The organism is Kitasatospora sp. NPDC088391, from assembly GCF_044753345.1.
Lineage (GTDB): Bacteria > Actinomycetota > Actinomycetes > Streptomycetales > Streptomycetaceae > Kitasatospora.
This window is the reverse complement of sequence record NZ_JBIVNB010000016.1, coordinates 1-13,546: the sequence shown is the minus strand read 5'-3', so window position 1 is coordinate 13,546 and position 13,546 is coordinate 1. Positions and strand designations below refer to the sequence as shown.

The window sequence follows — 13,546 nt, the reverse complement described above, 5'->3', positions numbered from 1 at the left end:
GCTACGCCTCGCGGGCGACCGGGCCGGTGCGGGTCTCCGCGTTGCGGCGGGTCTTGGCCCAGCCGGTGCGGCCGCGGACGGTGCGGGCGGCGGCGCGCCAGGAGACCGCGTACAGGGAGAGCAGGTAGACGGGGTAGGCCGCGCCCCAGCCGACGGAGCGCCAGAAGCCGGCCGTCGGCTCGCAGGCGCGCCGGTACACCGGGCCCCAGAGCACGAACTGGCCGACGCCGACGACCGCGTACAGCAGGGGGAGCAGCCAGCCGCCGGAGGAGAGGGCGGCGAGCACGGCGTCCGGGTCGCGGCGCCAGGCCAGCGCGAGGGCCAGCGGCGGCAGCGGCCACAGCAGTGCGCCGAGCAGCTGCAGCCAGGGCTGGCAGAGGAAGAAGCCCAGCTCCAGCAGGCCGAGGTTCGGGATCCGGTTGCTGCGCCAGATCGCCGGCAGGTACTTCGCGCACTGCATCACGCCCTGCGCCCAGCGGGTGCGCTGGGTCAGGAAGCGCCGGGTGTCGGCCAGCGCCTCCTGCTCGACGTGGGTGTCCGCGCAGAAGGAGTTGACCCAGCCGGCCAGCATCAGGTGCAGGCCCAGTTCGAAGTCCTCCAGCAGGCGCCCCGTCCACGGGCGGCCGCGTTCGGCGGCGAGGTCGTCGAGCGCGGCGAGCCGGACGAACTGCCCGTTGCCGCCCAGGCAGACCGTGCGGGAGGTGGCCCGGGCCAGCTGGAGCGCGGCCACCGGGCCGCGGAACTCCAGGTCCTGCATCCGGACCAGCAGCCGGCCGTGCGCGGTGCGCAGCGCCCCGGCCCCCGGCACGGGGCGGGCGTCGTCCCGGTTCAGCATCCGGACCTCGATCTGCACCCCGCCGACCTCGGGGCGGCCGAACTGGTGGCGGCCCGCGACCAGGTCCAGGCAGCCGTCCGCGGGCCGGCCGTCCGCGTCGAAGACGCCCACGACCACCCGGGCGCGGTCGGCGTCCGGCGGCAGCCAGGCGCACAGCGCGTCGTAGGCCGCGTTCAGCGCCGCGCCCTTGCCGAGCCGGGCGTCCGGGCGGCGGCGCCGGACCAGGTGGACCGCCGGATCGTCCTCGGCGGCCCGGCGGACGATCTCGGCCGTCGCGTCCGCGGAGTCGTCGTCGACCACCCACACGTGCGCCTGCGGGCAGGCCCGGCGCAGGTGGCGGACGGTCTCGCCGATCACCGCCTCCTCGTCCCGGCACGGCACGAACAGGTGCCACCGGTAGTCCGCGGCCGACCCCGGACGCCCCGGCCGGCGCCGCAGCAGCGGGACCACCAGCGCGAACAGGTAGCACAGGAACGCCGCGCCCAGCACCGCGCCGACGCCCGAGAACAGGGTCAGCAGGCCGGCCGGGTCGAGCAGGGACACGGATTCTCCCGGAGCCGCGGCCGGATCAGTCGCCGGAGCGGCTGATCCGGGCCCGACGGACCATCAGCAGTCCGCCCAGCACGAGCACGGCGGCCAGCACGACCAGCACGGCGGACGCGCCCGCCCCGGTGCGCGCCAGCTCCGCGCCGCCGAGCAGTGCCCCGGCACCCGCCACGCCCTTGCCCGCCGATCCGTACACGGCCCCTCCTTCGTTCCTCGCCCTGATGGGTGACAGGAAACGATCATATGGGGAATTGGTGAAGCAATCGGACAATCGAGGCGGGAATGTGACGAACTCCTCCCCGGCGGTGGATCACCCCGCGGCGGTGATCGTCACGTTCAGGTGCTTCATGATCGGCTGGTCGCTCTGCGTGCTGTAGTCGCCGAGCGCGCACAGCACGTTCATCTCCGGCATGTACCCGGCCGCGCAGCCCCGCGGCAGGTCGTACGGGACGGCGAGGTAGCCGTGCAGCGCGCGGGTGGAGCCGTCCCGGGCGGTGGCGGTGATGTCGACCGGCGCGAGCTCGTCGAGGTGGCGCTCGCGCATGTCCTGCCGGTTCATGAAGACCAGCGTCCGCAGGTTCTTGACGCCCCGGTAGCGGTCGTCGTCCGAGTAGATGGTGGTGTTCCACTGGTCGTGCGAGCGCATCGTGCCGAGCACCAGCGTCCCCGGCGCGGGCAGCACGTCCGGCAGCGGGGCGGTGGAGAACTCGGCCCGGCCGGACGGCGTCAGGAACACCAGCTCGCGGGCCGGCTGCTTGATCCGGAAGCCCAGCGGCAGGCGCACCCGCCGGTTGAAGTCCTCGAAGCCGTCCAGCACCTCGGCCATCGTGTCGCGGATCCGGTCGTAGTCCTCGACGTACCACTCCCACGGCGTCGCGCTGTCCGGCAGCGCCGCCCGGGCCAGGCCCGCGACGATGGCCGGCTCGGAGAGCAGCTGCCGGGACGCCGGCTTCTTCCGCATGCCGCGCGACAGGTGCACCATGCTCATCGAGTCCTCGACCGAGGTGGCCTGCAGGCCGCCGCGCTGCCGGTCCTGCTCGGTGCGGCCCAGGCAGGGCAGGATCAGCGCCCGCCGCCCGTGCACCAGGTGGCTGCGGTTCAGCTTCGTCGACACGTGCACCGTCAACTCGCAGGTGCGCAGCGCCTCGTAGGTGTAGGCGGTGTCGGGCGCGGCGAGCGCGAAGTTGCCGCCCATGCCGAGGAACACCTTCACCTCGCCGCGCGCCATCGCTCCGATCGCGGCCACCGTGTCCAGCCCGTGCGCGCGCGGCGGGTCGATCCCGCAGACCTCCGCCAGCCGGTCCAGGAACTCCGGCGCCGGCCGGTGGTCGATCCCGCAGGTCCGGTTGCCCTGCACGTTGGAGTGCCCGCGCACCGGCGACGGCCCCGCGCCCTCCCGGCCCAGGTTGCCGCGCAGCAGCAGCACGTTGACGATCTCCCGGACGGTGTCCACGCCGTGCTCGTGCTGGGTCACGCCCAGGCACCAGGAGAAGATCGACCGGTCCGCCTCCCGGTACACCTGCGCCGCCCGCAGCAGCTGCGGCCGGCTCAGGCCGCTCTGCCGCTCCAGCTCCTCCCACGGGGTGGCCGCGACCAGCGCCCGGTACTCCTCGAACCCGGCGGTGTACCGCTCGACGAACTGCCGGTCGACCGCCTTCGGGTCGTGCTCGGCCAGCTCCAGCACCGCCTTGGCGATGCCGCGCAGCAGCGCCATGTCGCCGCCGATCCGCACCTGCAGGTTCAGCGTGCCCGTCGAGGTGGCCTTCATCAGCGCCATGTCGAGGAACTCGTGCGGCACGATGGTGCGGGTCGCCGCCGCCTCCACCAGCGGGTTGACGTGCACCACCTGCGCGCCGCGCCGGGTCGCGTCGGCCAGCGCGGTCAGCATCCGGGGCGCGTTCGAGGCCGCGTTGACGCCCATGATGAACAGCGCGTCCGCGCTCTCCCAGTCCTTCAGGTCGGCGGTGCCCTTGCCCGTCCCGATCGACGCCTGCAGCGCCCGGCCCGACGCCTCGTGGCACATGTTCGAACAGTCCGGCAGGTTGTTGGTGCCCAGCTCACGGGCCATCAGCTGGTACAGGAAGGTGGCCTCGTTGCCGAGCCGCCCCGAGGTGTAGAACGCGGCCTGGTTCGGGTCGTCCAGGCCGCGCACCACCGAGCCGAACAGGTCGAACGCCCCCTGCCAGTCGATCGGCAGGTACCGGTCCGACTCCGGGTCGTACACCATCGGCTCGGTCAGCCGGCCCTGGTCCTCCAGCGCGAAGTCGCTCCACCCCGACAGCTCCGTCACGGTGTGCGCGGCGAAGAACTCCCGGGTCACCCGCTTGCCCGTCATCTCCCACGTGACGTGCTTGATGCCGTTCTCGCAGATGTCCAGGTGCAGGCCCTTGTAGTCGTCCGGCCAGGCGCAGCCCGGACAGTCGAAGCCGCCGTTCTCGTGGTTCATCTTCAGGATCGCGCGCGGCCCGTCCACCCACTCGCCCGTCCGCGCCAGCACCTTCGTCACGCTCTTCGCCGCGCCCCAGCCCGCCGCCGGATGCCGGTACGGCTTCACCGCGGGCGGCCCCGCGGGCGCCGCCCCCACCTCCGGCTCCACCCCGGCACGCTCCTGCGAAGGATCCTCGGCTGCGGTCACGACGGCACTCCCGGCTCAGGCGGTACACGACAACGGCGCCCCGATTCTGCCCGTCGGCCGAACGCCCGCGCGAACGCCACGCCGGTCCCCGACCGCCCGACCGCCCGAGCCGGGGTCCGGGCCGGGGCCCGGCAAATCCCTGGCGCGCGGATCTGACGGGGTGTCACGATGGCGCCGGAACCGGCGGCGGACGGCCGGAACCGGTGGCGACGAACGGGGCGGGGGCGCGCGGTGGGGGCAGCGGCGGTCGAACGGGCGGCACGGCAGCGACAGTTGGGGGCCGCGCTGAGCAGCCACCACGACCGAGGGGTGCTCTGGATGGTGGCCGCCGGCTGGCCGCTGCTGCCCGCCGCCGGGTACGCCCTCGGCCGCAGCCCCGTCGGCGTGGCCTGCTGCCTGCTCCTCACCCTGGCCGGCGCCGTCGGCACCTGGCTGACGCGCGCCCACCGGGCCGTCCACCTGTACGAGGGCGGCGCCGTCCGCACCGACCTGTTCGGACGGGTCCGCGCCGCCGCCCCGCGCGGCGCCCTGAGCCTGCGGATCAAGCGCGTCCTGCCCCGGTACGGACGACCGCCGCTGTTCGCCTACGCCCTCTCGGTCGACGACCGGGAGGGCTTCGGCTTCGGCGCCCGCCAGCTCACCGGCGGCGGCACCCGCGTCGCGCACGCCCTGCTCGGCGGCGCCCCCGACGGACCCGACGACCGCCTCACGGCCGCGCTGCTCGCCCTCGACACCCTGGGCGAAGCCGTCTTCGGTGAACTCCGGATCACCCGACAGGCCGTCAGCACCCCCGAGCACGGCGCCGTCCCGCTCGGCACCGTCACCGCCGTCCGCGCCCGGGTCGCCGACCGCCCCGCGCCCGCGCCCCCGCTCGGCCTGCTCCACCTCACCACCGGCGACCACCCGCGCGGCGGCCGCACCCTCTACTGCCCCGCCGAGGACGCCCTCACCGCCGCCGAACTCGTCGCCGCCCTCGCCGCCCGCGCCGTCTGAACGAGCCCGCCGCGCCGGGCCGTCAGGGCGCGGTCGGCCCCGCGGTCGGCCCCGCGACCGGCCAGATCCGGACCAGGACCCGCTCCGGCCGGTGGTGGACCCGCACCCGGACCGGGCCCGGGGGAACCGCGAAGACGTCCTCCTCCCACGGGACGTCCTCCGGCGCCAGCACCGCGACCCGGCCCGAGGGGACGTCGATCGTCCCCTCCACCACGCGGTCGAACCGGTCACGGCCCGGGACCGGCTCCCGCTCCAGCACCTCCACCGTCACCGCGACCCGCCCGTCGGACACCGTCCCGAAAGCCAGCGCCCGGCCCGCCGCCACCAGCCCGCCCGCGACCGCCGCCGCCGTCCACGCCCCCGCCGGCACCTCGTCCGCCGCCACGTCCCGGACATGCAGCCGGCACCCGTCCGCGAACAGCACCAGCTCCGCCGTCGCCACCAGGCCGTCCAGCGGCCGCCCCCCGTGCGGGCCCGGCAGGTACCCCGGCGGGGGAGCGGGCAGCGCGGCCAGGCAGGCCGCCGAGCACGCGTTCACCAGCAGCGGCAGCACGTCGTGCCCCGAGGTGCGCAGCGAGATCCACGCCTGCCGCAGCCCCGCCGTCCCCCCGACCGGCCCGTCGCACACGCTGCACGCCCGCACCGACTCCGCGCCCCGCACCGCCGGGTCCAGCGCCGCCGGGTCACCGCCCGCCACCGGCCCCGCCAGCACCGGGAACGGCATCCGGTTCTTCGGGTTCCCGTACACGGCCCGGGTGCTCACCGTGCTCCCGCGCAGCAGCGGCAGCCGCGCCAACTCGTACGGGAACCAGTGCAGCCGGTACGAGGTGTACGGCTCGAAGCTCTCCAAGGCCCGCATCCCGCCGACCTCCGCGGGCAGCCGCACCAGGTTCGAGCCGTACAGCACCAGGCTCCGCACCCGGGTCAGCCCCCCGACCTCCGCCGGCAGCGTCACCACCTGCCGCCGCAGCTCCGCCGGCATCCCCCGGAACGGCGCGAACTCCTCCCGGCCGTCCGCCGCCGCCTCCGCGACCAGCTCCCGCAACCGCAGCCACCCCGGCGCCGAGACGTCCTGCCGCTCCCCGTGGAACCGCACCGCCCGCCCCTGCTTCCCGCACCCGCACCGGTCCACCGCCACCGCACCGCCGTGCCCCGCGAAACCCTCGGCGAACACCCGTGCCCCGGCCGTCGACCCGTCATCCATCCGCCCACCCTATGGGCTCGTCGTACACGCCCGTTCACGCGCTGCCGGGTCGGCCGCAGCCGACGGGGACGTGCTCGGTCGGTCGTCGATCCCGAGGAAGAGGACGGCGGCCCCGGCGCGGACCGACCGGACCGGAATGCTGAACCGACCGGTGAAACGGCCTAGCATGCGGGGATGCTGCTGTGGATCAACGGGCCTTTCGGGGGCGGGAAGACCCAGACCGCGTACGAGATCGCCCACCGGCTGCCCGGGGCCGTCGTCTGCGACCCCGAGCACCTCGGGTTCGGGCTGCACCGGATGCTGCCGCCCGCGCTGCGCGGGGACTTCCAGGACCTGCCGGCCTGGCGGGCCGGGACGGTCGAGGTGCTCGACCTCGCCGTGCGCCGCCACGTCGGGACCGTGCTGGTGCCGATGACCGTCACCGACTCCCGGTACTTCGCCGAGACGGTCGGGCGGCTGCGTGAACTCGGGCACGATGTACGGCACTTCACCCTGCTCGCGGAGCGTGCCACCGTGCTGCGGCGGCTCGCCGAGCGCGACCCGGTGCACCGGCTGCGCCGCCTGGCCGGGCGCGGCGGGCCGTCCCGGCGGGAGAGCTTCGCGCTCGGCCGCCTCGACGACTGCCTGGAGCGGCTCGCCGCCCCCGCCTTCGCCACCCACCTCGCCACCGACCGCCTGACGATCCCCCAGGTCGCCGACCGGATCGCCACCCTGGCCGGGCTCCGGCTGCCCCCCGACCCGCACCCCCCGCTGCGCGCCGCCCTGCGCCGCACCGCGCTGAAGGTCCGTCACATCCGCTTCGACTGAGGTGTTACCTTGCGGCGGTGACCGCCCCCACCGCGCCGCCGTCGCTGCTGTCCGCCCTCCGGCCGCAGAACCAGGACCGGCTCTACGACTTCTACCGGGACCTCCGGACCGCCGACGAACTCCGCTGGGACCGCACCCTGAACGCCTGGGTCGCCACCGGCCACGAGGTGGTCACCGGCACCGCGGGCGACCCGCGCTTCTCCTCGGTGCGCTACCCCGACATCGAGGCGGTCTCCGAAGAACTCCGGCCGCTGGCGAGGGTCCTGAGCCGGCAGATGCTCTACAGCGACGCCCCCGACCACACCCGGCTGCGCGGCCTGCTCAGCCGGGCCTTCACCCCCCGCTCGGTGGCGGCGCTGAGCGGCCGGATCGGCGAGGCCGTCGACCGCGTCCTCACCCGCGCGGCCCCCACCGGCCGGCTCGACGTCGTCGCCGACCTGGCCCGCCCGCTGCCGCTCGCCGTCATCTGCGACCTCCTCGGCGTCCCCGAAGCCGACCGCCCCGTCCTGTCCGCCTGGTCCGACCCGGTCGCCGCCGCCATCGGCAGCTCCCGGCTCGACGCCGAGGAGAGCGCCGCCGCCTCGCGGAGCATGGAGCGGATGCTCGACCACCTCCGGACCCTGCTCACCCGGCAGGGCGGGAGCCCCGCCCCCCACACCCTGCGCGCCCTGCTCGCCGCCGGCACCGACGACGCCGACCAGGACCTCGACGAACTCCTCGCCAACTGCGCCCTGCTGCTGATCGCCGGCCACGAGACCACCACCCACTTCATCGGCAACGCCGCCCTCGCCCTGCTCCGGCACCCGCGGGCCGCCGACGAACTCCGGGCCCGGCCGGAGCTGATACCCGCCGCCGTCGAGGAACTCCTGCGCTACGACAGCCCCGTGCAGCTGATGCTGCGCCGGGCCCGCCACGACCTCGACCTGGCCGGTCGCCGGATCGCCGCCGGACAGGCCGTCCTGCTGGTCTGCGGCGCCGCCAACCGCGACCCCGCGGTCTTCCCCGACCCCGACCGGCTCGACTTCCACCGCCCCGGCGGCCGCCACGTCGCCTTCGGCTACGGCCCGCACTTCTGCCTCGGCGCGGCCCTCGCCCGGCTGGAGGGCACCCTCGTCCTCGAAGCCCTGCTCACCCGCCTCCCCGACTGGCGCCTCGACACCCCCGCCCCCACCTGGCAGCGCAGCCTCAACTTCCGCGGCCTGACCACCCTCCCCACCACCTTCACCCCGCACCACGCCACCCCGACCGGCTGAGCCCGGCCCGCCGGGCCGGGGTGGCGTGGTGCGGGGTGGGGGCGCGGGGCTGCGAGAATGGGCGGCGATCTTTTTACCTGAGTACTCGCGTACCGCGCGGCGCGCGGTCCCGACCCCCAGTGAGGTTGCCATGTCCAAGGTCAAGCTGAGCACCAATCACGGCGACATCGTGATCCGGCTGGACGCCGAGAAGGCCCCGGCCACCGTGCAGAACTTCCTGCAGTACGTCGCCGACGGCTTCTACAACGGGACGGTCTTCCACCGCGTCATCGACGGCTTCATGGTGCAGGGCGGTGGCATGGAGCCCGGCCTCAAGCGCAAGGAGACCCGCGCGCCGATCCAGAACGAGGCCGACAACGGGCTGAAGAACACCAAGTACACGGTGGCGATGGCCCGCACCTCGGACCCGCACTCGGCGACCGCGCAGTTCTTCGTCAACGTCGCCGACAACGCCTTCCTCGACCACAGCGGCAAGAACCCGCAGGGCTGGGGCTACGCCGTGTTCGGCGAGGTCGTCGAGGGCCAGGACGTCGTCGACGCCATCAAGTCGGTGCGCACCGGCTCGCACCAGGGCCACGCGGACGTCCCCAAGGAGGACGTGGTGCTGATCAGCGCCGAGGTCGTGGAGTAGCAGCGGCCCGGGCCCGCGCGCCGGGCCGGAGCACCGCCGTCAGCGGCAGCTCCCCGGCGTGCGGGCCCGCCAGCACCGTGAACGCCCCCGGCTCGGTCCGCCAGGCCCGCTCCGCGGTCGACCAGTGCTGGAACGCCCGCGCGGGCAGCCGCAGTTCGACGTCCACCCGCTCGCCAGGACCGGCCTCGACCCGCCCGAACCCGGCCAGCCAGCGCACCGGCCGCTCCACCGCCGAGGACGGCCGGGACAGGTACAGCTGCACCGTCTCCCGGGACCGCCGCGCCCCGTCGTTGCGCACCGCCACCCGCACCGCCCACGACCCGTCCGGCCCCGGCGCCGGATCGGCGTCCAGCGCCAGGTAGCGCCACTCGCCCCAGCCCAGCCCGTGCCCGAACCAGTACGCGGGCGTCCGCCCCGAGCGCAGCCAGCCCCGGTGCCCCGGGTGCAGCCCCTCGGCGTACTCCAGCCGCCCGCCCGCCGGGGCGGTCGAGTACACCGGGCAGTCCGCCGCCGCGTCCGGCCAGGTGGTCGGCAGCCGCCCGCCCGGCTCGACCCGGCCCAGCAGCACGTCCGCGAGCGCGTGGCCGCCCTCCTGCCCCGGGAACCAGCAGGTCAGCACCGCGCCCACCCGCTCCCGCCAGGGCAGCAGCACCGGACTCCCGGCGTTCACCACCACCACCGTCCGCGGGTTGGCCGCCGCCACCGCCGCGACCAGCGCGTCCTGGCCGCCCGGCAGCTCCAGCCCCGCCCGGTCGAAGCCCTCGCTCTCGTGCTCGTCCGTGGTGCCGACCACCACCACCGCCACGTCCGCGGCCCGGGCCAGCTCCACCGCCGCCGCGAACTCCCGCTCCAGCTCCGCCGCCGGCGGGTCGGCCGCCAGCACCAGCACCCGCCCGTGCGCCGCCTCCACCGCCCGCCGGGCCACCAGCCGCACCCGCCGCCCCGCCGCCAGCTCCAGCTCCGCCTGCCGGAACGACGGCGCGACGTGCAGGTACGTCGGATCGTCCGAGACCGGCGCGACGTACTCGTCCAGCAGCACCGCCCCGTCCGCCGTCAGCCGCAGCGCGCCCAGGCCGACCACGCCGAACCGCCAGCGCCCCGACGACGGCGCCGTGAACACCGTGCTCACCTCGACGGTCCGCACCGGGGACAGGTCGACCTCCGCGGACGGCTCCAACACCCGCCCCGTCGACCGGGGTTCGGCGTGCAGCAGCGACCCGTCCGCCGCCAGGTAGCGGACCAGCACGCCCGGCCCCGAACCGTCCGGCAGCACGCAGTCCGCCGCCGCCAGCGGCGTCGGCCGCAGCCCCGTCCGCACCCCCGGCGCGTGCTCGACCGCGACGCCCGGGCCGAGCGCGGCCCGCAGCCCCGCCAGCGGCGAGACCGGCGCCGCCGGGAACACCGAGGCACTGCCGCCGCCCTGCACCCGGGCCGTCGCCGCGTTCGGCCCCAGCACCGCCACCCGGCGCAGCGACGCACCGTCCAGCGGCAGCAGCCGCCCCGGATTGTGCAGCAGCACCGTGCCCGCCGCGGCCGCCGCCCGCAACTCGGCCCGGACCGCCGCACCGACGGGCACCGGCGCCCGCACCGCCGGCGGCGGGTCGAACGCCCCCACCCGGTCCGCCAGCCGCAGCAGCCGCTCCACCTTGTCCTCCAGCGCCGCGAGCGGCACCGCGCCCGAACGGACCGCCGCCGCCAGCGCCGCCCCCCAGGCCGGATTCGGCCCCGGCATCGCCAGGTCGCACCCCGCCGCGCCCGGCCCGACCGCGTCGCGCACCGACCCCCAGTCCGACACCACCAGCCCGTCGAACCCCCACTCGCCCTTCAACGGCTCGGCCAGCAGCGGGTGTTCGACCATCGGCGTCCCGTTGACCCGGTTGTACGCCGACATCACCGCCCACACCCCCGCCCGCACCGCCGCCTCGAACGGCGCCAGGTACACCTCGCGCAGCGTCCGCTCGTCCACCCGGACGTCCACCGTCAGCCGCCCGGTCTCCGCGTCGTTCGCCACGTAGTGCTTCGCCGTCGCCGCCACCCCGCCGGACTGCACGCCCGCGACGTACGCGGCGCCGATCCGGCCGGTCAGCAGCGGGTCCTCCGAGAAGCACTCGAAGTTCCGCCCCCCGAGCGGCGACCGGTGCAGGTTCAGGGTCGGCGCGAGCAGCACGTGCACCCCCTTGCGGCGGGCCTCCGCCGCCAGCAACCCGCCCATCCGGTGGACCAGCCGCTCGTCCCAGGACGCCGCCAGCGCGGTCGCGCACGGCAGCAGCAGCGCCGTGTCCTCCTCGTCCCACCGCTCGCCCCGCACCCCCACCGGCCCGTCCGAGCACACGATCGGGAACAGGCCCACCGCGGGCTCGCCGCTGGTCCGGAAGGTGTCGCCGCCGGAGACCAGCCGGGCCTTGGCCGCCACGTCCAGCAACTCGGCGGGGGAGGAGGGGAGTCGGGATGCCATGGGAAGGCGGTGTCCTCTCGATGAGACGGGGAGACGGGCAGACGGGGAGGAAGAGGTGGCGGGGGGTCAGCCCTTGGTGGCGCCCTGCATGATGCCGTCGATGATCTGGCGGCCCATCAGCAGGAAGGCGACCAGGACGGGGGCGCTGGCGACCAGCGCGCCGGTGAGGACCAGCGAGTAGTCCTTGATGTAGCCGCTGGCGAGTTCGGACAGGGTCAGCTGCACGGTCGGGTTCTGCTGGGTCATCACCACCTTCGGCCAGTAGAAGTCGTTCCAGGCGGCCATGAAGGTGAGCATGCCGAGCACGCTCATCGCCGGCCGGGCCGCGGGCAGCACCACGTGCCAGGCCAGGCCCCAGGTGGAGCAGCCGTCCATCCGCCCGGCGTCCAGCAGCTCGTCGGGGACGGCGCCGACCAGGTACTGCCGCATGAAGAACAGGCCGAAGGCGTTGGCGGCGGCCGGGACGATCAGCGCCTGGAGGTGGTCCGCCCAGTGGAACCAGTTCGCCATCATGATGTACAGCGGGATGATGCCGAGCTGGGTCGGCACCATCATGGTGGCCACCACCGAGGCCAGCAGCGGGTTGCGGCCCCGGAACGGCAGCTTGGCGAAGGCGAAGCCGCCCAGCGTGCTGGTCAGCACCACGCTGGCGGTCACCGTCCCGGCCACCAGCAGCGAGTTGACCATCGCCAGCCGCAGGTCGGTCTGCGCGAACACCTCGGTGACGTGCTGCCACAGCCGCCCGCCCGGCAGCAGCACCGGCGGCATCCGGTGGATCTCGGTGTTGCTCCGGGAGGCCGCCACCAGCGTCCAGTACAGCGGGAACAGCGAGAGCAGCACGGCGACCGCGAGCACCGCGTACACCCCGCGCCCGGCGGTCAGTCGGCGGTTCGCACCGCGGCGCCCGTTCACTCGGCACCCCGCATCCGGCGCGCGGCCAGGAAGTTGACGGCGACCACGAGCACGATCAGCAGGAACATCGCCCAGGAGACCGCCGCGCCGTAGCCGTACTTGAAGCGGCCCCAGAACTGGTTGTACGAGTACAGCGCCAGGGTCTGGAACTGGTGCTGCGAGCCGCCGGTGGTGGGGTCCTGCTGCTGGCTGAACAGCATCGGCTCGCCGAACAGCTGCAGCGCGCCGATGGTCGAGACGATGACGGTGAACAGGATCGTCGGCCGCAGCATCGGGACGGTGATCGAACGGAACTGCCGCCAGCGGCTCGCCCCGTCCAGTGCCGCGGCCTCGTACAGGTCGAACGGGATCGACTGCATCGCGGCCAGGTACAGCAGCGCGTTGTAGCCCGTCCAGCGCCAGGTGACGATCGCGGCGATCGCCGACCAGGAGGAGAGCGTCCCGGCCTGCCAGTCGACGTGCCCGACGCCGAACAGGCCGAGGAACCAGTTGACCAGGCCGAAGTCCCGGCCGAACAGCTGGACGAAGATCAGCGTCACGGCGGCCACCGAGGTGACGTTCGGCAGTAGCACGCCCAGCCGCAGCAGGGTCCGCCCGCGCATCCGGTAGTTCAGCAGGTGGGCCAGGCCGAGCGCCAGCAGCAGCTGCGGGACGGTGGCGAGCACGCCGATGCCCAGGGTGTTCTTGGCGGCGTTCCAGAAGAACGGGTCGTCCAGCAGCCGGCGGTAGTTCTCGAAGCCGACCCAGTCGCCGGAGCTGCCGGGGCGGTCCGCGCGCCAGCCGGTGAAGGAGACGTAGCCGGTGTACAGCATCGGGAACAGGCCGAACACGCCGAAGACCAGGAAGAACGGCGCGAGGTACAGGTAGGGCGAGGCGGCGCGGTCCAGCCGGTGCCACCGGCGGCCGCGAAGGGGCGGAGGAGGGGACGGGGGAGACAGGGACGGCGGGGGGACGGCGGTCGTCGCGGCCAAGGGAGGGCTCCCGGGAGCAGGGGCGGGGAGAGGGCGGGTCGCGGGGGGGGGGGGGGGGGGGGGGGGGCCCCGCCCCCCCCCGCCCCGGGGGGGGGGGGGGGGGGCGGCCCCCGCCGGGGGGGGGCGGGGGCGGCGGCGGCCTGGGCGGCGGGGGCGGCGCCCGTGAGCAGGAGGTCGAGCTGGCGGTGCCGGGCCCGGCCGAGCGCGCCGGCCCGGTCGGTGCGGGCGTCCATGTAGCCCTGGACGCTGGCGGCCGCGACCTCGGCGCGGGGCGCGACCTCCGCCTGGGCCCGGGTGAGCAGGG

General features: G+C 75.3%; 11 protein-coding genes. 4 read left to right on the top strand and 7 right to left on the bottom strand.

Annotation, left to right across the window (positions count from 1 at the left end; all coding sequences use genetic code 11):
* Position 1: 1 nt before the first annotated feature.
* The 3 genes from ACIQBJ_RS32640 to ACIQBJ_RS32630 all read right to left on the bottom strand — a co-directional run bounded on the left by ACIQBJ_RS32640 (position 2) and on the right by ACIQBJ_RS32630 (position 3,977).
* Entirely contained in the window at positions 2–1,378 is a 1,377-nt protein-coding gene (locus tag ACIQBJ_RS32640; protein ID WP_400717962.1) for a glycosyltransferase, read from the bottom strand.
* Positions 1,379–1,403: 25 nt separating this feature from the next.
* Positions 1,404–1,577, bottom strand: a complete 174-nt coding sequence (locus ACIQBJ_RS32635) for an LPXTG cell wall anchor domain-containing protein (protein ID WP_400717960.1) — start codon at positions 1,575–1,577, stop codon at positions 1,404–1,406.
* A gap of 114 nt (positions 1,578–1,691) precedes the next feature.
* Positions 1,692–3,977 carry an FdhF/YdeP family oxidoreductase gene (locus ACIQBJ_RS32630; RefSeq protein ID WP_400718197.1) on the bottom strand — a complete coding sequence of 762 codons (2,286 nt, stop codon included), beginning with the start codon at positions 3,975–3,977 and terminating at the stop codon, positions 1,692–1,694.
* 270 nt (positions 3,978–4,247) lie between these two features.
* On the opposite strand from ACIQBJ_RS32630, the gene ACIQBJ_RS32625 reads away from it, so the two are divergent.
* Positions 4,248–5,009, top strand: coding sequence for a hypothetical protein (locus ACIQBJ_RS32625; protein ID WP_400717958.1), 762 nt, complete (start codon positions 4,248–4,250; stop codon positions 5,007–5,009).
* A 22-nt stretch (positions 5,010–5,031) separates the two neighbouring features.
* Here ACIQBJ_RS32625 and ACIQBJ_RS32620 read toward each other — a convergent pair whose 3' ends face one another.
* Entirely contained in the window at positions 5,032–6,213 is a 1,182-nt protein-coding gene (locus ACIQBJ_RS32620) for a hypothetical protein (RefSeq protein WP_400717955.1), read from the bottom strand.
* 174 nt (positions 6,214–6,387) lie between these two features.
* On the opposite strand from ACIQBJ_RS32620, the gene ACIQBJ_RS32615 reads away from it, so the two are divergent.
* The 3 genes from ACIQBJ_RS32615 (at position 6,388) to ACIQBJ_RS32605 (ending at position 8,904) form a co-directional block, all read left to right on the top strand.
* A complete protein-coding gene (locus tag ACIQBJ_RS32615; protein WP_400717953.1) occupies positions 6,388–7,020 on the top strand; it encodes an AAA family ATPase in 633 nt (210 codons plus the stop codon).
* A gap of 17 nt (positions 7,021–7,037) precedes the next feature.
* On the top strand, positions 7,038–8,273 hold the full coding sequence (locus ACIQBJ_RS32610; RefSeq protein WP_400717951.1) for a cytochrome P450: 1,236 nt from the start codon (positions 7,038–7,040) through the stop codon (positions 8,271–8,273).
* 130 nt (positions 8,274–8,403) lie between these two features.
* The gene (locus tag ACIQBJ_RS32605; protein WP_400717949.1) at positions 8,404–8,904 is read left to right on the top strand and encodes a peptidylprolyl isomerase; all 501 of its coding nucleotides are present in this window, start codon (positions 8,404–8,406) and stop codon (positions 8,902–8,904) included.
* Here ACIQBJ_RS32605 and ACIQBJ_RS32600 read toward each other — a convergent pair.
* From ACIQBJ_RS32600 to ACIQBJ_RS32590, 3 genes are all read right to left on the bottom strand, one after another.
* Positions 8,882–11,359, bottom strand: a complete 2,478-nt coding sequence (locus ACIQBJ_RS32600; protein WP_400717947.1) for a glycoside hydrolase family 3 C-terminal domain-containing protein — start codon at positions 11,357–11,359, stop codon at positions 8,882–8,884. The two genes, ACIQBJ_RS32605 and ACIQBJ_RS32600, sit on opposite strands and share 23 nt — an antisense overlap.
* Before the next feature lie 66 nt (positions 11,360–11,425).
* Positions 11,426–12,271: a carbohydrate ABC transporter permease gene (locus tag ACIQBJ_RS32595; RefSeq protein WP_400717945.1), complete on the bottom strand. Its 846-nt coding sequence runs from the start codon at positions 12,269–12,271 to the stop codon at positions 11,426–11,428.
* Positions 12,268–13,242 (bottom strand): carbohydrate ABC transporter permease, encoded by a 975-nt coding sequence (locus tag ACIQBJ_RS32590; RefSeq protein WP_400717943.1) that lies wholly within the window; start codon positions 13,240–13,242, stop codon positions 12,268–12,270. The genes ACIQBJ_RS32595 and ACIQBJ_RS32590 overlap by 4 nt, the downstream gene beginning before the upstream one ends.
* Positions 13,243–13,546 lie beyond the last annotated feature (304 nt).

What these genes read in the sequence shown, in the direction of transcription:
- ACIQBJ_RS32620 (WP_400717955.1), bottom strand. Translation starts at nt 6,213, where the DNA reads ATGGATGACGGGTCGACGGCCGGGGCACGGGTGTTCGCCGAGGGTTTC.
- ACIQBJ_RS32615 (WP_400717953.1), top strand. Translation starts at nt 6,388, where the DNA reads ATGCTGCTGTGGATCAACGGGCCTTTCGGGGGCGGGAAGACCCAGACC.
- ACIQBJ_RS32605 (WP_400717949.1), top strand. Translation starts at nt 8,404, where the DNA reads ATGTCCAAGGTCAAGCTGAGCACCAATCACGGCGACATCGTGATCCGG.
- ACIQBJ_RS32600 (WP_400717947.1), bottom strand. Translation starts at nt 11,359, where the DNA reads ATGGCATCCCGACTCCCCTCCTCCCCCGCCGAGTTGCTGGACGTGGCG.